Genomic DNA, 20,119 nt, shown 5'->3' on the forward strand with positions numbered 1-20,119 from the left:
CCTGCCTAGTGGTTCCGGCGCAATCCGGCCGGCGGGGCCGATGCCCGGGCCGGGCTGTTCGGGTCCTGGTTCACCGGGAGCCGGGAGAGGATGCCCCGGATGACGCTGTGTGGGGTCTCGCCGGCGCCGGCCGCCTTGCGGTCCAGGATGATCCGGTGGGCCAGCACGGATTCCGCCACGCTGACGACGTCGTCGGGCAGCGCAAAATCGCGGCCGTCCAGGGCCGCCGTGGCCTTCGCAGCCCGGAGCAGCTGGAGCATGGAGCGTGGACTGGCGCCCAGCCGCAGCAGGGGGCTTTCGCGCGTTGCGCGGCCTACCGAGACGGTGTATTCCTTGATGGCCTGGGAAACGTAAACCTGCTGGACGGTGGCGATCATCGCTGCGACATCCGCCGCGGTGACCACGGGGGAGACCTTGGCCAACGGGGAGGTTGCCTGATGGGTTTCCAGCATCTCGATCTCGGAGTCCTTGTCCGGATAGCCCATGGAAATCCGAGCCATAAAACGGTCGCGCTGTGCTTCCGGGAGCGGATAGGTGCCTTCCATCTCGATCGGATTCTGGGTGGCCACCACCATGAACGGTTCGTCGAGTTTGTATGAGTCCCCGTCCACGGTCACCTGGTGTTCCTCCATGCACTCCAGGAGGGCGGATTGGGTCTTGGCCGAAGCACGGTTGATTTCGTCGCCAATGACGATGTTGGCGAACACGGCACCCGGGCGGAACTCGAACAGCCGCGACGCCTGGTTGTAGATGGACACCCCCGTTACGTCCGAGGGCAGCAGGTCGGGAGTGAATTGGATGCGGCTGACCGTGCAGTCGATGGTCCGGGCGAGGGTTTTGGCCAGGAGGGTCTTGCCCACGCCTGGCACGTCCTCCAGGAGCAGATGGCCCTGGGCCAGCAACACCGTCAGTGCGAGCCTGGCCGCATCCGACTTTCCGTCGATGACGGTGTTGATGGAGGCCAGGATCCGCTGGCTGGCTGCGTGGAACGCTTCGGAGTCCATGGCAGCTGCCTTGTGGCCGTTGAGGTGGCCCACCGGCTCCGTCACAGCGGTAAGGTTCCGGCTGGCAGGGGTTACCTCGTTGACGGCGGTGCGGCGGTGGGAGTCCATCTGCAACCTTTCAGCCCGGGGATCACCCGGGACGGGACAGCAGGCCTGCCTTCGCCCGGCGGTGGGCGTTCGCATCTGTTCGTACCAGCCTACTAACACAACTGCCCTGGCTGACAGAGAGTTCCGGGAATTCTGCACAGGATCGGCCGACGCTAGGCTTGAGGGATGTGCAATTCGCTTATTCCCGCCGCCTACCGCGCAGTCGGGGCGGACCCAGCAGAGGCCGCCGACGCTGCCGCTGAGGCTGCAGCCGCAACCCCAGCCGGCACCCCAGTGGGCGCCTCAGTGGGCGCCCCGGCCGGCTCCAAGAGGCAGGCGCGGCCGGACTATCCGCCGGCGCCGGAGCCGCTGCCGGTCCCCGTGATGGACAACCACATGCACCTGGATTTCCCCGACGGCGAGAGCCCCGTGGGCATCGCCGCGGCGATGGATGCTGCCCAGGCCGTCGGCGTGCAGGGGGCGGTCCAGGTGGGCTGCGACCTGGAGTCCTCCCGGTTCACAGTCCGTGCCGTTGACCTGGACAGCAGGTTGCTGGGAGCCGTGGCACTGCACCCCAATGACGCCCCGGATTATGCCAGGCGCGGCGAGCTGGAGGATGCGCTGACGGAGATCGAGCAACTGGCCTCCCATCCCCGGATCAGGGCCATCGGCGAGACCGGCCTAGATTTCTTCCGCACAGAGGGGGAAGGGCTGGCCCACCAGCGCTATTCGTTCCGGCGGCATATCGATATTGCCAAGCGCCTGGACCTGACACTGCAGATCCACGACCGCGACGCGCACGACGACGTGGTGCAGGTCCTGCGCGAGGAGGGGGCTCCGGAGCGCGTGGTGTTTCATTGCTTCTCAGGTGATGAGGCGCTCGCCAGGATCTGCAACGCGGCGGGCTGGAACATGTCCTTCGCCGGCACCTTGACGTTCAAGAATGCGGCCAACCTCCGCGCCGCGCTGGCGGTGGCAGACCCGGACCTCGTGCTGGTGGAAACGGATGCTCCGTTCCTGACTCCGCATCCGCATCGGGGCCGTCCCAACGCCAGCTATATGGTGCCGTACACCGTCCGTGCCATGGCCGAATTGACAGGAACCGACCTCGCCGAACTCTGCACCCGGATCAGCGAAAATACCGTGCGGGCGTACGGATCGTGGGCGTGATTTGCGTCTCGTCGGAATGCTTGCTTTGCATACCACGTATGTAAAATTCTTGGCCGCTTTATAACGCTACGGTTACAGTGGAAAACTATTAGCCGGGGTCGGGGAAGGCCTTCGGATAATTTCACTTCATTCGCAGCAGGACCAGGCCGGGCTTTTATGCCGCCTGCCTGCCGCGCGGAGTGTGGCGGCGCAACGGTGCCCGGAGCTTGTCCCCAGGGTCACGCGCCGGCTATTTCACTGCGTTTTTCCCCGTGCCCGGATCGATCTAAAGTTACGGGCAATCGTGGTCAAGCTCTTCACAACGGACGGCAAGTTCAGTTTTATCAAGGTGGGCACCCAACTGGTGGTGCTGTGTGCGCTGGTGTTGGGCCTCGTGGCCTTCGTCGGAAATAACAAAACCGTTACCCTCAACGTCGACGGAAAAGTGACTTCAGTCCAGTCCTTCGGCGGCACCGTGGGCCAGGTAGTGAAAAGCGCCAACGTAGAACTGAAGTCGGCTGACCGCGTCTCGCCCGCGGCGGACGCCAAAGTGGAGAACGGCACCGTAATCAACGTCAACATGGCCAAGGCCGTAAAGGTCAGCCTGGACGGTTCCGAAAAGACCATCAACACCACGGCGCCGGATGTTGCCGGCCTGGTTACCGAACTCGGGGTAGCCAGTTCCTCCTCCGTTTCCGTCCCGAAGGACGCCCAGCTCGCGGTGGCCGGATCCTTTGTTTCCATCTCCACGCCCAAGACCGTCAGCATTGTTGCCGACGGCAAGGCCGCCACGGCCACCACCACTGCTGGAACCGTGGCCCAGGTCCTGGAGGACGCCGGCATCACCCTCGGCGTCGACGACCGCACCTCCCAGCCCGGTAACGCGCACGTGGTCAACAACATGGTGGTCAAGGTCTCCCGGGTGGATACCAGCCAGACCGCAGCCACCACCGAAGATGTTGCTTTCGACAGCCTGACCACCGAGAGCGGCGAGCTCTTCAAGGGCGAGAAAGAGGTCACCCAGGCCGGCGTGGCCGGCAAGGTGGACAAGAGCTACAAACTGGTGATGGTTGACGGCCGTGAAGCCTCGCGGACCCTGGTCTCCGAAACAGTTTCCGTGCAGCCCGTGACGGAAAAGGTCACGGTAGGCACCAAGGCAAAGCCGGCGGCCGCCGCCGCAGCGAACACCGGCGCCGCAGCCCCGGCCATGATGAACGAGGCCATGTGGGACAAGATCGCCCAGTGTGAGTCCACCGGAAACTGGTCCATCAACTCGGGCAACGGCTACTACGGCGGCCTCCAGTTCGACATCCGGACCTGGATCGGCTCCGGCGGCGGCGCATACGCGCCCAACGCCAGCCTCGCCACCAAGGCGCAGCAGATCGACATAGCCAACCGCGTGTACGCACAGCGAGGCCTCCAGCCCTGGGGCTGCGGCTGGGCCGCTACAAGCTAGGCGCCAGTACGCATATGCGCTGGCGGCAGCTGACCACAACCGCCAGGTAAGCAGAAGGCAGCGGCCGGTCCCGGATTGTCCCGGGGCCGGCCGCCGCCGTTAAGCGGAAATACGCGCCGCGTAACACGCCTGATCCGCCCGGCAATCGGATGGCCCGCCACGGCGGCCGGGATAGGATACCTAGGTGACTGAACCGACTGCCGCCGCGCCCGCACCCCTCTTCGGTGCCTCCGACATACGCCGGCTGGCAGAAGAAATCGGAATCCGGCCCACCAAGACCCTGGGCCAGAACTTCGTCATCGACGGCAACACCATCCGCCGGATCGTCTCGGTTGCCAACATCGGGCCAGCCGAGACCGTGCTGGAAGTCGGCCCCGGACTGGGGTCCCTCACCCTGGGCCTTCTGGACGCCGCGCAGACGGTGGTCGCCGTTGAAATCGACCCTGTCTTGGCTGCGAAGCTGCCCGAAACCGTCAAGGCCTGGCGCCCTGAAGCGGCAGACTCTTTCCATCTGGTCCAGGCGGACGCCATGAAGGTGACGTCCCTCCCGGTTGAGCCCACCGCCATTGTGGCAAACCTGCCCTACAACGTTGCCGTGCCGGTGGTCCTGCACCTGCTCCAGCACTTCCCCAGCCTGCAGCACGGTCTGGTCATGGTCCAGGACGAGGTTGCCGACCGCCTGGCTGCGGGGCCCGGATCAAAGACCTACGGGGTGCCCTCAGTCAAGGCAGCCTGGTACAGCAGCATGCGCAAGGCCGGCGTGATCGGCATGAATGTCTTCTGGCCGGCGCCGAAAATCCAGTCCGGACTCGTGGCCTTCACCCGGCGCGAACCGCCGGAAACAACCGCCACCCGTGAACAGGTATTCGCTGTGATCGACGCCGCCTTCGCCCAGCGCCGGAAAACGCTGCGCGCCGCCCTGGCCGGCTGGGCCGGCGGCGCACCCGAAGCCGAGCGCTGCCTCATTGCCGCCGGAGTTGCTCCATCGGCCCGGGGCGAAGTCCTCGACATCCACGCTTTCGCCCGGATTGCCGAAGCCCGCGAGGCCGGGTCGTGAACGCACCCGCCGGGAAGTTTCCCGCACGGACGGTCCGGGTGAAGGCGCCCGGCAAGGTCAACGTGTCCCTGGACGTGGGACCGTTGCGCGCGGACGGCTACCACTCCGTTGCCAGTGTCTACCTGGCCGTTTCCCTCTATGAGGAAGTGGCAGCCACCAGCACGGAGACGCCCGGGATTACGGTCAGCATCAGTCCGGACAGCACGCTGGACCTGGACGGCGTGGATATTCCGCTGGATGAGAAGAACCTGGCCTACAAGGCCGCAGCGATCATGGCTGATGTATCCGAGCACTCCACCGGGGTGCACCTCGAAATCACCAAGCGGGTCCCCGTGGCCGGGGGAATGGGTGGCGGCTCGGCCGATGCCGCGGCCACCCTGCTGGCCTGCGATGCTCTGTGGAACAGCGGGCTGTCGCGGGACGAGTTGGCTCACCTGGCCGCTGAACTGGGTGCCGACGTCCCGTTCTCCCTCCTCGGCGGGACCGCCGTCGGGCTCGGCGTTGGCGACGACCTTTCGCCGGCCCTGGCCAAAGCCCAAACCGACTGGGTCCTCGTGGCGGCAGACTATGGACTGCCCACCCCAGAGGTCTTCCGCACGCTGGACCGGCTCCGCGAGGCCGAAGGACTGGACGTCGCCGAGCCCACGGCCGTGGATCCCAAGATCCTGCAGGCGCTGCGGAGCGGGGACGCCGACGCCCTGGGCCGGGTCCTGGTGAACGATCTGCAGCGGGCCTCCATTGAACTTTCCCCGGCGCTCCGCGATACGCTGGGACGAGGTGAAGCGCTCGGCGCCCTGGCCGGAATCGTGTCCGGTTCCGGACCCACCGTGGCGCTGTTGACCCACAATCCGTCTGCCGCCGAAAACCTGGCGGAGGACCTGCGGCACTACGGGCTGACAGCGCTGGCTGTCCACGGCCCAGTGCACGGCGCCCGCATCATCTCCGATACCCTCCTTTAAGAGCCCCCTTCCTTACTGAGCAGCAGAAAGCAGTCCTCTTGGCACACCTTCTTGGCGGCGAAAACCTTTCGGTTTCGTACGCAACGCGCACCGTCCTGGACGGCATCACCCTCGGACTCGAGGAAGGTGACAGGATCGGCATGGTGGGCCGGAACGGCGACGGCAAGTCCACGCTGATGCGCCTGCTGGCGATGCGCTCAACCCCGGATTCCGGCCGGGTGACCAAGCGCAGCGAAGTCAACATCGGTTACCTGGACCAGAGCGACGTGCTCGACGGCGACCTCACGGTCGGCGCTGCGATCGTCGGCGACCAGGCCGACTACGAATGGGCCCGCAATCCCCAGATCCGCGAAGTCATGGGCGGGCTTGTTTCCGACGTCGACTGGCATGCCAACGTCCACGCCCTCTCGGGCGGGCAGAAGCGGCGGGTGGCGCTGGCCAAGCTGCTGATCGAGGACCACGACGTCATCATGCTCGACGAACCGACCAACCACCTCGACGTCGAAGGTGTCGCCTGGCTGTCCAGGCACCTGAAGACCCGCTGGCGGGCCAACCAGGGTGCCTTCCTGGTGGTCACCCACGACCGCTGGTTCCTGGACGAAGTCTGCACCAAGACCTGGGAAATCCACGACGGCATCATGGACCCGTTCGACGGCGGCTACGCGGCCTACGTCCTGGCCCGCGCCGAGCGTGACCGCGCGGCGAATGTTATGGAAGGCAAGCGCCAGATGCTCGTGAAGAAGGAGCTCGCCTGGCTGCGCCGCGGCGCTCCGGCCCGCACGGCCAAGCCGAAATTCCGCATCGAGGCCGCCAATGCGCTCATCGCCGACGTCCCCGAGCCGCGCGACTCCACAGCCCTGAGTAAGATGGCCACCGCCCGGCTCGGCAAGGACGTCCTGGACCTCGAGAACGTCTCACTGGACTTCCTCGGCGGCGACCCCGGACAGAAACTCTTCGACAACATCACGCTGCGGCTTGCCCCCGGTGAGCGGCTTGGCCTCGTGGGCGTCAACGGCGCCGGCAAGACCACCCTGCTGAAACTCCTCAACGGCGAGATTGAGCCGTCGGCCGGCAAGGTCAAGCGCGGCAAGACCGTGGTCACCGCCGTGCTGACCCAGGAAGTCAAAGAACTCGACGACGTCTCGGACCTGCGCGTGATCGAAGTCATCGAGCGCGAAAAGCGGTCCTTCAACGTGGGCGGCAAGGAATTCACGGCGGGCCAGCTGGTAGAGCAGCTCGGCTTCACCAACGAAAAGCAGTGGACCCCGGTCAGGGACCTCTCCGGTGGTGAGCGCCGGCGCCTCCAGCTGTTGCGCCTGCTGGTGGGGGAGCCGAACGTGCTGATGCTCGATGAGCCCACCAACGACCTCGACACCGACACCCTTGCCGCCGTCGAAGACGTCCTTGACGGCTGGCCGGGCACGCTTGTTGTGGTCAGCCACGACCGTTACCTGCTCGAGCGCGTAACGGACCACCAGATGGCACTGCTGGGCGACGGCAAGATCCGCGCCCTGCCCCGCGGCGTGGACCAGTACCTCGAACTCCGCGAAGGGGCACTTGCCGGCTCCACAATAACCGGCGGCGGCAACCCCGTCACCGGCCCGAGCGGCAGCTCCGCCCCTGCAACCTCCGGTTCCTCGGAAGCCGAAAAGCGCGACGCCCGCAAGGCCAAGAACCGGATCGAGCGCCAGCTGGGCAAACTGGAGCAGCAGGAAAAAAAGATCCACGACCAGATGGTCAAGAGCACCGCAGACTCCGACTTCGACGCCCTCGCCGACCAGAACAAAAAACTCAAGGACCTCGCCACGGACCGCGAAGCCCTGGAACTCGAATGGATGGAAGCCCTGGAAGTCCTCGGCGAATAGCCTGCCGCAGGTACCCCGGCGCTAGTTGGGTTGGGTGATGGGGCCGGCCCTTCGACGTCCGCTCGCCGGGGGTGCCGCAGCCGGCCCTTCCGCGTCGCTTAGACACATCACATCAACGGACGACGGCGAAGGGCCACTGCGCAGCGAAGGCGACCACGGACTGCACGTAGGGGCTTAAGTGTTCGTTCGCGCTGGATCTTCGGTGCGGAGTTCCGGGTCTTTTTGGAGACCTGTGAGGCCGTTCCAGGCGAGGTTGACCAGGTGCGCGGCTACGGTGTGTTTGTCGGGCTGGCGGCTGTCCTGCCACCATTGGCCGGTCATTGCCACCATGCCCACGAGCATCTGGGCGTACATGGCGCCGTCCTGGGCGCTGAAGCCGCGGCGGTGGAATTCGTCGGACAGGATATGTTCCACGCGTGCGGTGACTTGGGACAGCAGGGTGGAGAAGGCACCTTCGGGCTGCGACGGCGGTGCGTCGCGCATTAGGATCCGGAAACCCTCCGCCCGGTCCTCGATGTAGGTGAGGAGGGCCAGGGCAGCGCGTTCCACCAGGACCCGTGGTTTTCCTTCTTCGGTCAGGGCAGCGGTGATCGAGTCCAGCAGGATGTGGAACTCGAAGTCCACCACCTGCGTGTAGAGGCCCTCTTTCGAGCCGAAATGTTCGTAGATCACGGGCTTGGAAACACCGGCGCAGGCCGCAATTTCCTCAATGGTGGTCCCGTCGAGCCCGCGCGCGGCAAAAAGGCCACGGCCGACGTCGACCAGCTGGCTGCGCCGCTGCACGCCTGTCATCCGGGTCCGGGGTGGGTTATTGCTCACATTTTCCATCATGCCCTAGCGCCGCTGAAACGGTTGGAACCGGGGGCGGGACAGGGGCCCAGCGGCCGTGATTCCTGCCAATGTCGCGGGCTGCCCCGAAGCCATGGCAAAATAAATACTTGTGCCTTGGCCTTTGCGCCTGTGGCATGGTCCGCCCTGGTGTAATGGCAGCACCCCGGCCTTTGGAGCCGTGGAGTATAGGTTCGAATCCTATGGGCGGAACTGCTGTGCGAAGACCGTCCAGTAGGATGAACACGGTGCCCCGCCAGCGATTTGGCCGGGCAGGCACCGCGCCCAGCGCAACGCGCAACCAAGCAAGGAGAACCCGTACGTGATCCCCGAGACTACCGGCCCAGCCGCCGTCATTGTTCTGGCAGCAGGCGCCGGTACCCGGATGAAATCCCGTACCCCGAAGATCCTGCACGAAATCGGCGGCCGCTCCATGGTGGGCCACGCCCTCCTGGCGGCCCGCAGCATTAATCCCGGACGGCTGGCCCTGGTGGTCCGCCACGAGCGGGACCTGGTTGCCCGCCACCTGAACGAGCTGGACGCCGAAGCCCTGATCGTGGACCAGGACGACGTTCCCGGCACCGGCCGCGCCGTCGAGGTGGCCGTGCAAGCGCTGGATGCCCAGGAAAAACTCGCAGGCACCGTGGTGGTCACTTACGGCGATGTTCCGCTCCTCACCGGCAGCCTGCTGGCGGACCTGGTGGCCACTCATGAGCGGGAGGCCAACGCCGTCACCGTGCTCACCGCCCTGCTGGATGACGCCACAGGCTACGGGCGCATTCTCCGCGGTGATGACAGCTCCGTGACGGGCATCCGCGAGCACAAGGATGCAACGGAAAGCGAACGCCTGATCCGCGAGGTCAATTCCGGGATCTACGCCTTCGACGCCGATGTCCTCCGTGACGCGCTTGTCCACATCACCACTGACAACTCGCAGGGCGAAAAGTACCTCACCGATGTACTGGGCCTCGCGCGGCAGTCGGGCGGCCGGGTTGCTGCCGTCGTCACCGAGGACCGCTGGCAGGTGGAGGGCGCCAATGACCGGGTGCAGCTCTCAGCCCTTGGCGCGGAACTGAACCGCCGCACCGTTGAAGCCTGGATGCGCGCCGGAGTCACCGTAGTTGACCCTGCCACCACCTGGATCGATTCCACCGTGATACTGGACGAGGACGTCCGTATCCTGCCGAACACACAGCTGCACGGAGCCACCACCGTGGCGAGGGACGCCGTCGTCGGGCCCGACTCCACCCTGACCGATGTCCGCATCGGCGAGGGCGCCAAGGTGACCCGCACACACGGTTCCGGCGCCGTGATCGGTGCGGACGCCGCCGTCGGGCCCTTCACGTACCTGCGTCCCGGCACCGTGCTCGGCGACACCGGCAAGATCGGTGCGTTCTACGAAACCAAGAACGTCACGATTGGCCGCGGCTCCAAACTTTCCCACCTTGGCTACGCCGGCGACGCCGAAATCGGCGAGGACACCAACATTGGCTGTGGCAACATCACGGCCAATTACGACGGCGAGAAGAAGCACCGCACGGTGATCGGCTCGGGCGTCCGCACAGGTTCCAACACGGTCTTTGTTGCACCGGTCACCGTGGGGGACGGTGCCTACAGCGGCGCCGGCGCGGTGATCCGGAAGGACGTCCCGGCAGGGGCTCTTGTCCTGTCCGTTGCAGCACAGCGCAACGCCGAGGGATGGGTTGTGGCCAACCGCCCCGGCTCACGCTCGGCTGAACTGGCGCAGGCGGCCGCTTCAGATTCCTCACATACCCCAGCATCGACAGAAGAGGACCAGCGATAATGAGCGAAATTACGGCACGCGGCGAGAAGAAGCTGGTGCTTGCCGCTGGGCGGGCGCACCCCGAACTGGCGCGGGAAATCGCCAAGGAGCTGGGTACCGAGCTGCTGCCCGTTGATGCCTATGACTTCGCCAACGGGGAGATTTACGTCCGCGCCGGCGAAAGCGTCCGCGGAACCGACGCGTTCGTCATCCAGGCCCACCCGGCGCCGCTGAACAACCACCTCATGGAACAGCTGATCATGATCGATTCGCTGAAGCGGGCCTCCGCCAAGCGGATCACGGTGGTCTCCCCGTTCTACCCGTACGCGCGGCAGGACAAGAAGGGCCGCGGCCGCGAACCCATTTCCGCCCGCCTGGTGGCGGACCTGTACAAAACTGCCGGTGCTGACCGCATCATGAGCGTTGACCTGCACACCTCGCAGATCCAGGGCTTCTTCGACGGGCCCGTGGACCACCTCATGGCCATCCCCCTCCTGGCGGACTACATCCGCACCCGCGTTGCCGCGGACAACGTCACCGTGGTGTCCCCGGACACCGGTCGGGTGCGCGTCGCGGAGCAGTGGGCCGAACGCCTGGGCGGAGCGCCGCTGGCATTCGTGCACAAGAGCCGTGACCTCACTGTTCCCAACCAGGCCGTCTCCAAGACTGTGGTGGGCCAGATCGAGGGCCGGACCTGCGTCCTGATCGATGACATGATCGACACCGGCGGCACCATTTCCGGAGCCGTCCAGGTCCTGAAGAACGCCGGGGCGAAGGACGTCATCATCGCCGCGACGCACGCTGTCTTCTCCGAGCCCGCTGCACAGCGGCTCTCCGAATCCGGCGCCCGCGAAGTGGTGGTCACCAACACCTTGCCCCTCACCGCGAATCAGCAGTTCCCGCAGCTGACGGTGCTGTCCATCGCACCGCTGATCGCCCGCGCCATCCGCGAAGTGTTCGACGACGGATCCGTCACCAGCCTGTTCGACGGCAACGCCTGACTTTTGAAGCTCTTGGTGGTTGAGTCCGGGCCCACGCCCGCCGGGTTCCCTGGCCGAGCTTGCGAGGCAAGGGGGCGGGTGGGGACGAAACCAGACAGGCTCAACCACCGCCGTTTTCAGTAAGTGGGCCCGGCGCTGGTAAGCTGTTTGACGACACCTTGGCGAGGGAGTGCAACCGGAAACCGGATTGCAGGTCTCCGTTATCGACTGGGTCTGAATCTCCCTTCTGGAAGGGCTGCCTCACAGCCGCCCGGCGTTGAAGGTCGTAACGGACCTCCGCCCTTGCTGAACACCATTTAGTCTTCCGAGGAGATACACATGTCTGAGCAGAAGCTCGCAGCAGAAATCCGCACCGAATTCGGCAAGGGCTTCGCCCGCCGCGCCCGCATGGCCAACCTGATCCCGGCCGTCATCTACGGCCACGGTGCAGAGCCGCTCCACATCACGCTTCCGGCCAAGGCCACCACACTGGCAGTCCGCAAAGCCAACGCCCTGCTGTCCCTGGACGTCAACGGCGAAGAGCACCTGGCCCTGGTCAAGGACGTCCAGCGCGACCCGATCAAGCAGATCATCGAGCACATCGACCTGCTGACCGTCATCAAGGGCGAGAAGGTCACCGTGGACATCCCGGTCCACATCGTTGGCGAACTGGCTCCGGGCAGCGTCTTCAACCAGGAACTCACCGTCATCTCCCTCGAGGCCGAGGCAACCCACCTGCCCACCGCCATCGAGGTGGACATCGAAGGCCGCTCCGCCGGACAGCACATCCACGCTTCCGACCTGGTCCTGCCGAAGGGTTCGGTCCTGCTTGCCGACGCCGACGCACTGGTTGTCCACATCTCCGAGGCTACTGAGGTCTCTGACGAAGAGGCACAGGCTGATTCCGCAGCCGCAGTCTCAGCCGAGTAATAACGGCACAGTTTGATTTGTGGCCGGACCCTGTCAGGGGCCGGCCACAGCCATGTCCGGACCACCTTAGGATTGAATAATGACTGACACCTGGCTGATCGTTGGCCTCGGAAACCCCGGGGCCGAATATAAGGGCAACCGGCACAACGTCGGCCAGATGGTCCTGGACGAACTCGCGGGCCGGATGGGCGGCAAGTTCAAAACACACAAGGCGCGCGCCCAGGTCCTCGAGGGGCGGCTGGGGATTGGCGGCCCCCGGGTGGTGCTGTCCAAGCCGATGAGCTATATGAACGTTTCCGGCGGCCCGGTGGCAGGCCTGGCGAACTTTTACGGCATCGCTCCTGACCATGTTGTTGCGGTGCACGATGAGATTGATATCCCGTTCAACACCATCAAGTTGAAATGCGGTGGCGGCGAGGGCGGCCACAACGGACTCCGGGACATGTCCAAGGCACTGGCCACCAAGGATTACTTGCGGGTACGGGTGGGTGTGGGCCGTCCGCCAGGACGGATGGACACTGCAGACTTTGTCCTACGCGATTTTGGCACTGCAGAGCGCAAGGACCTTCCGTTTCTGCTCGATGAGGCGGCCGATGCTGTGGAATTACTGGTCAGGGAGGGCCTGGCCGCGGCCCAGCAGAAGTTCCATCCGGCCAGGTCAGACGTTCAGCAATAAAACTTAAAACCGCCTGTCCCTGTTTACCTGCGTGTGCCAAGGGGTAGTCTTCTTCCTAAGCGGGGGAGCGATGGGGCTTATCCCGCTTTAGTGGGATGTAGGGGACAAGTTCATGTCAATCGAGCCACTCAGCTGGGGACGTGGGTCACCGCTCAACGACGTTGAGCTGCGCACCGACACTGCTGGCGTATCAGAGCCGCAGCGATGGTCCGTGCCTGCTCGGAGCGCCAACCTCGAAGCGGTTCGTACGGCCCTGACCAGCCTCGACTCCCTGGGCGTCGTCATCACCGGCGGACGCGGCGTCGGCAAGTCTTCGTTGGCCCGGACAGCCGTCTCCGAGCTGGGGCCGGATATCTGGACGATGCAGCTGCGCAGCGGACCGTCGTCCGGAACAACGCCCTACGGTTGCCTGTCCTTCCTGCTGGCGCGCCTTCCCCAGGCGTACATGGGTTCGCCTACAGCTATCCTCCGCGGCATCACATCCCTCATCAAAAGTGATGCCGCGGGGCGCCAGTGTGTCATCACCCTGGACACCGCCGGCGGCATTGATGACATGAGCGCAGGCGTCCTGCTTAACATCCTCCTGACAGGTACCGCCCGCATGGTGGCCGTGGCACCCACGATCAGCGACCTTCCGGCCGACTTCCACTGGCTCCTCAGCGACCGCCGGCTCACCGAGGTCCGGCTGGACAACCTCAATGAACTGCAGACCCGCCAGGTGCTGCTTTCCCTGCTGGGACACCGGGTGACGGCCTCCCTGGTCAGCACCTTCCACACCATGGTCGGCGGAAACCCACTGCTCCTGAAAGCGCTCGTCACTGAGCAACAGCATTCGGGAAACCTGGTGCTTTCGGACTCCGTCTGGACGCTTCGGGACAAGGTGGTGCTCGACGGCGCGGCCAGCCTTGACGACATTGTCCGATCCCAGTGGACGCGAAAGTCTCCGGAGGAACGGCATGTCATTGAGATGCTCTCCTGCGCCCGCAGCGTGGAACTGTCCAGGCTGACCACCGTCTACGGTGCCAGTGTGGTGGCGGACATGGAGGATTCTGGGCTGCTGGAGATCGATTCTTCGGACCACCGATGGGTTTCACTGCGCGAAAAATACCTCGGCGACGTTGTCCGCTCCTGGCTGAGCATCACTCGGCGACGGGAGTTGCGGAGCCTCCTTCTGGGCGGCAACGAGCCTGACCCGGCCGTGATGACGGTGGAGGAGCTGATGGCGTTCGCCGCCTGGACCCAGGAATGCGAGGCGGAGTTAAGTCCGGTCATGGCGCTGGCCGCTGCCGCAGCCGCAGTGCAGCTCTTTGACCCTCATTGTGCCCTCAAGTACGCCGACGCTCTTAAGCGGAATGACCCTCAATGGGTGCCTGCGCAGCGGCAAAAGGCGGCAGCCTACCTGCTCTTGGACCTCCCGGTGCAGGCCATGGCGGCATTGGACGATATTTCCCAGCCGCAGCTGGACAACCTGGACGTTGAGGAGTTCGCCCGGGTTGTCGCGGCTAAATCAGGGGTTATGGTCTGGCTCCCCGAACACACCGCCCGGGTGCCGGCACTTCTGCAGATGGCACGGGAGCGGCTTGGCGTTGAACCGGGAATAGCAAAGGGCTGGCCGGAGCCACTGGCTGCTGCGGCCAACCGGATCAGCCTGAGCGAATTCGAGTTCCAGGCGTTCGTGGGGGACTATGCCGCCGCCCTGCCCGCGCTGGAAGCCGCTGCGGACCCCGGGCAGAATCCGGACACCTGGTTCAGGATGAACTCAGCGGTAATCCTCATGAGCGCACTGTCCATGACGGGGCGGGAAATGGACGCACTGAGCCTGATGAGGCAGCTGGGCGGGCAGATCTCGGACGCCGCCGAGATCGTGGGGTTGCGTGAAAAGTTCGCCGGCAGGGCGTACAACGTGCTCCTGATGGCAGGGCAGTGGCGCCGGTGCATCGACCTGTTGGATCCGCCGTCCGCGCGCGAATTCCACCGGCTCCCTTACCGGAGTGCCGCCGCGGAGCTCGCAGCCGGCATCGCCTATGTGTACTCGGGCCGCGGTGCCGTGGCTCTTGATTCGTTGCTCTCGGCCGCCGCGCAGCTGGAGTTGCGGCCCGTCCAAAGCATGCTCCGCGCAGCCTACGCTGCCATCGCCTTGGCATATGCGCAGATCGGCAATGCCGGGCAGTCCCGGAAATATCTTGACAGGCTGCAGCGGACAGCAGGTGCCGCTGACCATGCCACCCGGAGCCGCACTGAATTCTGTGCTGATATGGCCGCCCGCTGGCTGGGGGACAGCGACGCCGCCACCCGACTCAAGCAGTCCGCTCGCCGCGACATCTCAACAGGCACGTTCACCCTTGCCGGCATCAGCCTGCTCGGAGCCACAGTCAACGGCACCGAAGCTGACTTCCGGCTGATGGAACAAGTGGCCGGGCATCGCCAGGGCCCCTTGGCGGAAATTTCGCGGCTGATCGCCGTGGGCAGCCGGACCCGCGATGCCAAAACGTTGCTTGCCGGCGGGGAACTGGCGGCCACCCTCGAACTGGATGCCGTTGAGGCCCGCTGCATGGCGCTGGCCGTTGACTACGCCCGGCAGGCCGGTGACTCGATCTCCGCCAGGACTGCACAGGCCCGGCTCGACATCCTCGCAGCCACCGTTGCAAGCCTGCCGATCGTACCGAGCAGCGGCAGCCCGCTCCTGACCGCCAGGGAGAGGCAGATCGCGCGGCTGGCAGGCCGGGGCGCGTCCAACCGTGATATAGCCGTAGAGATGGGAGTGTCCGTGCGCACTGTGGAGGGACACCTATACCAGGTCTTTACCAAGCTCGGAGTAACATCCAGGGGTGATCTGACTGGACTCGTATAACGGCCACGCAGCCAAATCAGGACCGCCGTACCGGCTGCTCACGGGCAGGCGTGAACCGCTGGACCGGATCTGCAATATCATCCGCAGCCGCACGAGCCAGGCAGTGTTCCTCATGGCTGGCCCGGGCATCGGGAAGTCAACGCTGACCGAGGCCATCACCGAGCGGCTCGCCCAGGAAATGATCATTGTTCAGATCCATGGAAGCTCGTCGCTGTCCGGCGTTCCCTTTGGAGTTCTGGCACCCTACACCGCGGAGCTCACAGCCGAGGACTCGGTGTCTCCGGTGGCTGTGCTGCGGTCCGTGTGGAGGTACTTCGAGACGCTGAAAGGCGGCAAAGATACCCCCCTGCTTCTGATGATGGATGACGCCCATCACTTGGACGAGGCAACGGCCAGCATTGTGGCCGACATGATCTCGGCCGGCTGGGCAACCGTGCTTGCCGCCGGCAGGCCGCGGCCCGGGCTGCCGCAGCCGCTCGCGCAGCTCTGGTACGACGGCCTGGCTGACCGTGTGGATCTGCGTCCCATGAACCGGGAGCAGATCGAGGAAGTCCTCTCCCATGCACTAGATGGAACAGTCCCCGCTGGAACCATTGACACCATCTGGAGTGCATCCGGCGGAAACCCGCGGATTCTTGATGCCTTGCTGCACGATGCCGCAGAGCGGGGCCAACTCGCAAAGCGGAACGGGATCTGGATGCTGCTGGGCCCCTTGCCTGCCGACGGCCCCAGGCTCACCGAGGTAGTGGTGAAGGATATGCTCCGCCGCGGCCCGGAAGAGCAGGAAGTCCTGAAACTTATTGCCCTCGCCGGGCCCGTGAGCCGGAAGGTGATCGAGGATACCTTTGGCGCCGAGTTGGTACGGACGCTTCTGGACCAGCAGATGATCGTCGAAGATTCCGGTAGTCCAGCCGAACTCCGGATCTGGAACTCCGTCTTCGGAGAGGCGCTCCGAACCAGCATCTCGGTGTCGCGGAGCCTGCAGCTGCTGGAAAAGATCAGGGATCAGCTGGGAACCGCACCCGATGGGTCTGAGGGCAGGATGAGGGCCGTGGAATGGGCCCTCGAATGTGGATTGAAAGTATCCGATCCCGAGATGCTCGAGGCCGCCGGCACCGCCTTGGTCCATTCCCGAAATTGGAGCACCCGGACGATGGCGGCAAAGGTCGCAGATCCGGACCTCGTGCCGCAGGCACAGGCTGTCCAGGCAAGGGCACTATTCAATGAGGGCGACTTCGTTGGTGCGGCCAGGCTCTTGGACGGGTGCTGGCTGCAGTTGGGGAAGGGGCCCTGGGCTGTACCGGTCCTGATGCTCAGGGCAATGGCTCACCAGGCTCTGGGGACGCCTCTGGCAGTATTCGCGGCCGATTCCCGCGAAGCGCTTAAGAGCGCCGGCGCCATGACGGCCGGCCCCTTGGCCGTACCGCCGGATTCACAACAGGTACCCGGTGCTCCTGCCAAGCTCTGGCAGGAGTGCTTGCTTCGCCTGTTGGAACTCGGCGAAGCCGGCAACCACCAGGCTTTGGAGGCCGAGGTCCAGGAACTTCGTAGCAGCCGCGCCGGTGATGCCACGGAGGACGCCCTGCGTGCTGTGGGACTCGCGCTGCTGGCCCATGCCCTCACCTCGGCCGGACGTGCCGTCCAGGGGCTGGATGCGGCATTGCTGGCGGCCTCGGAACTTCCCGCCCTGCAGGGTGGCGTGTTCTTCTTCAATGAATTTGTCCTCGGCCGTCTGGTGGCAGGTTACCTGGCCATGGGGGAATGGGACTCGGCGGAACGGGAGTTGGCGAACTACGCCGCCGGACAGCCGCGGGGTGTCGAGTATTTCAGCGGCAGCCTCGAGGTACTCCGTGGCTACTCGTTGCTGCGGCAGGGGCGGATGGAACGCGCCTACCAAACGTTGTTGCCAGCTGTGGAGACCTTGCGGCTCAACGACCCGTTGCAGCTGTTCCGGTTTGGTTCCGGGCTGGCGTTCTATGTAGCGGCGAGGCTCGGTGACTCCGCCCAGGCTGGCCGGCTTGAGCTGGATTACAAGGATGCACCGTTGGGCTCCACCGGCTTCGGACTCCTTGCGACGGCCTACGCCGCGGCAGCATCAGAGTATGTGGCGCATGACGGGAAAGGCCTGGCGTCCCTCCACACACTGTCCACCACGCCCGGGGTGACCAGCCGAGCCGGGACACTTCTGGAGCTCTTGGCTCTCTGCTGGGACCTTGGCGATCATTCCGTGATCCCTTTGGTCCACACCCTGGCGGGTAACGTTGAAGGCCGGTGGGCCGCTGCCATGCTGACCCTGGCGGAGCACTGGGAGTCCGCTGACGCGGATTCCATCATGGACACTGCGGCCATGCTTGAAGGCTCGGGATTCGTCAACCTTGCGCGGGAAGCCTACGCCCGGTCGAGCACCGTCCTTGAGAGCTCCGGGGAGCGCCGGCGTGCCCGTCAGGCGGTGGCCCTGCGGGAGAAGTGCGACCACGAACTGGGAGAGCGGTTCCGGGAAGGCCACTTCATCGCCGCAGCACCCAGCGTGCACCTCACACGCAGGGAACAGGACATCGTAGAGCTCGCTGTGCAAGGCCTCACCGACAGGGAGATCGCACAAAAGCTTATGGTGTCCGTGCGAACTGTGGAGGGCCACCTTTACCGCACCTACGTCAAGCTCGGCGTGCGGAGCCGCGACGAACTGGCTACAGCCCTTCCGCACTAGGCGCACGTGCCGACGTCGTGCGTTTGGAACTTTGCGCACCGTCGCCGTCCGTCCGTGCCCTGCGTACGGATTTCCAGATACGCGTAGCCGCAGGGCGCAACCCGTAGCCTAGGCGCAAAAAAGTAGAGTACTGCCTACTCGTGTGCGGGGCTTCCGTGTGCGGTTGACTTAGTGCGGCAGGAAAACCCGGAATCACCGAACCGCGGACCGGCCAACAGACTTTTAGGCCTCTTTTTGACGCAAGCTTCCGGCCCTCGCCGCCGGATCGAAACGGGGTCGGCGACGTCAGAGTCTTCTGAGACCGAGACTCTCCCCCCAGCCGTCGCCGGCCCTCACTTCCGCGGGCTGAAGCCCGGAGCTGCTGTGGCGGTAGCCCATCGGGCCGCCGCCACAGTGGTGTTGTGGGACAATTGAGTGTCAATCCATTGGCATCTCAAGGAGTTTAACTTTGGCCCTAGTATCAACGCCTGCCACGCTGGAACGCGCGGTGCCGGCCATGGATAACGCCGAAGTCCTCAGGATTCGAAACGACTTCCCCGTACTTGGCCAGCTGGTCAACGGCCAGCCCCTGGTGTACCTCGATTCGGGCGCCACCTCGCAAAACCCGCTGAGCGTCATCGAAGCTGAGCAGGAGTTTTACGAACAGCGCAACGCTGCCGTGCACCGCGGTGCCCACTACCTCGCCGTGGAAGCAACAGAAGTCTTCGAAGATGCCCGCCAGACCATCGCGGACTACATTGGTGCCGACTACACCGAAACGGTGTGGACCTCCAACGCCACCGAAGGCCTGAACCTGGTCAGTTACGCACTGTCCAACGCCGCACTCTGGGCCGCGCAGGGCCGCGGTGACGCCCGGCTGAAAGACCTTGCTGTGGGCCCGGGTGACCAGATCGTGGTCACCGAAATGGAGCACCACGCCAACCTGATCCCTTGGCAGGAACTGGCGTTCCGCACCGGCGCCACACTGCGCTACATCCCTATCGACGACGCCGGTTCCCTGCGGATGGACGTTGCGGCCGAAATCCTGGGAAGCAAAACCAAGGTCCTGGCCTTCACCCACGCCTCCAACGTGTTGGGCACCATTAATCCCGTACAGGAACTGGTGGCGCTGGGGCGGCAGGCAGGGGCAATGGTGGTCCTGGACGCCTGCCAGTCCGCACCGCACATGCCGTTGAACGTCAAGGTCCTTGACGTCGACTTCGCCGTCTTCTCCGGCCACAAGATGCTGGCGCCTACCGGAATCGGTGTCCTTTACGGCAAGCAGGACCTCCTGGACGTGCTGCCGCCGTTCCTCACCGGAGGTTCCATGATCACCACCGTAACCATGGAACGCGCCGAGTACCTGCCCGCGCCGCAGCGCTTCGAGGCCGGTACCCAGCGCATCTCGCAGGCCGTTGCCCTGGCCGCCGCGGCCAACTACCTCACGGAAACCGGCCTGGACCGCGTGCACCGCTGGGAATCGGAGCTCGGCCAGCGGATGGTGGCGGGGCTGGAGTCCATTTCCGGCATCCGGGTCCTGGGGCCCGCCGCGGGACAGGAACGGATCGGCCTCGCCGCGTTCCACGTAGACGGTGTGCACGCTCACGACGTCGGGCAGTTCCTGGATTCCCGGGGCATCGCCGTCCGCGTGGGTCACCATTGCGCACAGCCGCTGCACCGCCGCCTGGGCCTGACCGCAACCACCAGGGCAAGCGCCTACCTGTACAACACCACCGACGACGTCGACGCCTTCCTGGAAGCCGTCGCCGGCGTCCGCTCCTACTTCCGCGTCTAGCGCGATCACCGAA

The 20,119-nt window shown here is 65.1% G+C and carries 14 protein-coding genes and 1 tRNA gene; 13 read left to right on the plus strand and 2 right to left on the minus strand.

The genetic code is table 11. The features are described 5' to 3' along the window. Positions 1-5: 5 nt before the first annotated feature. Positions 6-1,112: an AAA family ATPase gene (locus ACZY0Q_RS12230; RefSeq protein WP_463917189.1), complete on the minus strand. Its 1,107-nt coding sequence runs from the start codon at positions 1,110-1,112 to the stop codon at positions 6-8. Positions 1,113-1,277: 165 nt separating this feature from the next. Between ACZY0Q_RS12230 and ACZY0Q_RS12235 the strand changes: the two genes are divergently transcribed. The 5 genes from ACZY0Q_RS12235 (at position 1,278) to ACZY0Q_RS12255 (ending at position 7,577) form a co-directional block, all read left to right on the plus strand. Then, positions 1,278-2,261, plus strand: coding sequence for a TatD family hydrolase (locus ACZY0Q_RS12235; protein ID WP_463917191.1), 984 nt, complete (start codon positions 1,278-1,280; stop codon positions 2,259-2,261). A gap of 283 nt (positions 2,262-2,544) precedes the next feature. Next, on the plus strand, positions 2,545-3,696 hold the full coding sequence (locus ACZY0Q_RS12240) for a transglycosylase family protein (protein ID WP_463917193.1): 1,152 nt from the start codon (positions 2,545-2,547) through the stop codon (positions 3,694-3,696). Positions 3,697-3,880: 184 nt separating this feature from the next. After that, positions 3,881-4,753, plus strand: a complete 873-nt coding sequence (gene rsmA, locus ACZY0Q_RS12245) for a 16S rRNA (adenine(1518)-N(6)/adenine(1519)-N(6))-dimethyltransferase RsmA (RefSeq protein ID WP_463917194.1) — start codon at positions 3,881-3,883, stop codon at positions 4,751-4,753. After that, the gene (locus ACZY0Q_RS12250) at positions 4,750-5,712 is read left to right on the plus strand and encodes a 4-(cytidine 5'-diphospho)-2-C-methyl-D-erythritol kinase (RefSeq protein WP_463917195.1); all 963 of its coding nucleotides are present in this window, start codon (positions 4,750-4,752) and stop codon (positions 5,710-5,712) included. The genes rsmA and ACZY0Q_RS12250 overlap by 4 nt, the downstream gene beginning before the upstream one ends. Before the next feature lie 38 nt (positions 5,713-5,750). Beyond that, on the plus strand, positions 5,751-7,577 hold the full coding sequence (locus tag ACZY0Q_RS12255) for an ABC-F family ATP-binding cassette domain-containing protein (RefSeq protein WP_463917196.1): 1,827 nt from the start codon (positions 5,751-5,753) through the stop codon (positions 7,575-7,577). A 174-nt stretch (positions 7,578-7,751) separates the two neighbouring features. Here ACZY0Q_RS12255 and ACZY0Q_RS12260 read toward each other — a convergent pair whose 3' ends face one another. Continuing rightward, positions 7,752-8,396, minus strand: coding sequence for a TetR/AcrR family transcriptional regulator (locus ACZY0Q_RS12260; protein ID WP_463917198.1), 645 nt, complete (start codon positions 8,394-8,396; stop codon positions 7,752-7,754). Positions 8,397-8,546: 150 nt separating this feature from the next. On the opposite strand from ACZY0Q_RS12260, the gene ACZY0Q_RS12265 reads away from it, so the two are divergent. From ACZY0Q_RS12265 to ACZY0Q_RS12300, 8 genes are all read left to right on the plus strand, one after another. Further along, positions 8,547-8,618 (plus strand) — tRNA-Gln (locus ACZY0Q_RS12265). 109 nt (positions 8,619-8,727) lie between these two features. After that, positions 8,728-10,209 (plus strand): bifunctional UDP-N-acetylglucosamine diphosphorylase/glucosamine-1-phosphate N-acetyltransferase GlmU, encoded by a 1,482-nt coding sequence (glmU, locus tag ACZY0Q_RS12270; RefSeq protein WP_463917199.1) that lies wholly within the window; start codon positions 8,728-8,730, stop codon positions 10,207-10,209. Then, on the plus strand, positions 10,209-11,189 hold the full coding sequence (locus ACZY0Q_RS12275; protein ID WP_056348072.1) for a ribose-phosphate diphosphokinase: 981 nt from the start codon (positions 10,209-10,211) through the stop codon (positions 11,187-11,189). Before glmU ends, ACZY0Q_RS12275 begins: the two co-directional genes overlap by 1 nt. 318 nt (positions 11,190-11,507) lie before the next feature. Further along, a complete protein-coding gene (locus tag ACZY0Q_RS12280) occupies positions 11,508-12,098 on the plus strand; it encodes a 50S ribosomal protein L25/general stress protein Ctc (RefSeq protein WP_463917201.1) in 591 nt (196 codons plus the stop codon). 79 nt (positions 12,099-12,177) lie between these two features. Beyond that, positions 12,178-12,774 carry an aminoacyl-tRNA hydrolase gene (pth, locus tag ACZY0Q_RS12285; RefSeq protein ID WP_463917203.1) on the plus strand — a complete coding sequence of 199 codons (597 nt, stop codon included), beginning with the start codon at positions 12,178-12,180 and terminating at the stop codon, positions 12,772-12,774. Positions 12,775-12,886: 112 nt separating this feature from the next. Continuing rightward, positions 12,887-15,625 (plus strand): LuxR C-terminal-related transcriptional regulator, encoded by a 2,739-nt coding sequence (locus ACZY0Q_RS12290; RefSeq protein ID WP_463917205.1) that lies wholly within the window; start codon positions 12,887-12,889, stop codon positions 15,623-15,625. Positions 15,626-15,704: 79 nt separating this feature from the next. Next, positions 15,705-18,332: a LuxR C-terminal-related transcriptional regulator gene (locus ACZY0Q_RS12295; RefSeq protein WP_463917567.1), complete on the plus strand. Its 2,628-nt coding sequence runs from the start codon at positions 15,705-15,707 to the stop codon at positions 18,330-18,332. Between the two features lie 448 nt (positions 18,333-18,780). Continuing rightward, on the plus strand, positions 18,781-20,106 hold the full coding sequence (locus ACZY0Q_RS12300) for a SufS family cysteine desulfurase (protein WP_463917207.1): 1,326 nt from the start codon (positions 18,781-18,783) through the stop codon (positions 20,104-20,106). Positions 20,107-20,119 lie beyond the last annotated feature (13 nt).

The sequence above is a fragment of the Pseudarthrobacter lactosi genome (assembly GCF_055412785.1).

Bases quoted from the DNA above. Each gene is read 5' to 3' on its own strand.
- ACZY0Q_RS12230 (WP_463917189.1), bottom strand. From the start codon at position 1,112: ATGGACTCCCACCGCCGCACCGCCGTCAACGAGGTAACCCCTGCCAGC.
- ACZY0Q_RS12235 (WP_463917191.1), top strand. From the start codon at position 1,278: ATGTGCAATTCGCTTATTCCCGCCGCCTACCGCGCAGTCGGGGCGGAC.
- ACZY0Q_RS12275 (WP_056348072.1), top strand. From the start codon at position 10,209: ATGAGCGAAATTACGGCACGCGGCGAGAAGAAGCTGGTGCTTGCCGCT.
- ACZY0Q_RS12280 (WP_463917201.1), top strand. From the start codon at position 11,508: ATGTCTGAGCAGAAGCTCGCAGCAGAAATCCGCACCGAATTCGGCAAG.
- pth (WP_463917203.1), top strand. From the start codon at position 12,178: ATGACTGACACCTGGCTGATCGTTGGCCTCGGAAACCCCGGGGCCGAA.
- ACZY0Q_RS12290 (WP_463917205.1), top strand. From the start codon at position 12,887: ATGTCAATCGAGCCACTCAGCTGGGGACGTGGGTCACCGCTCAACGAC.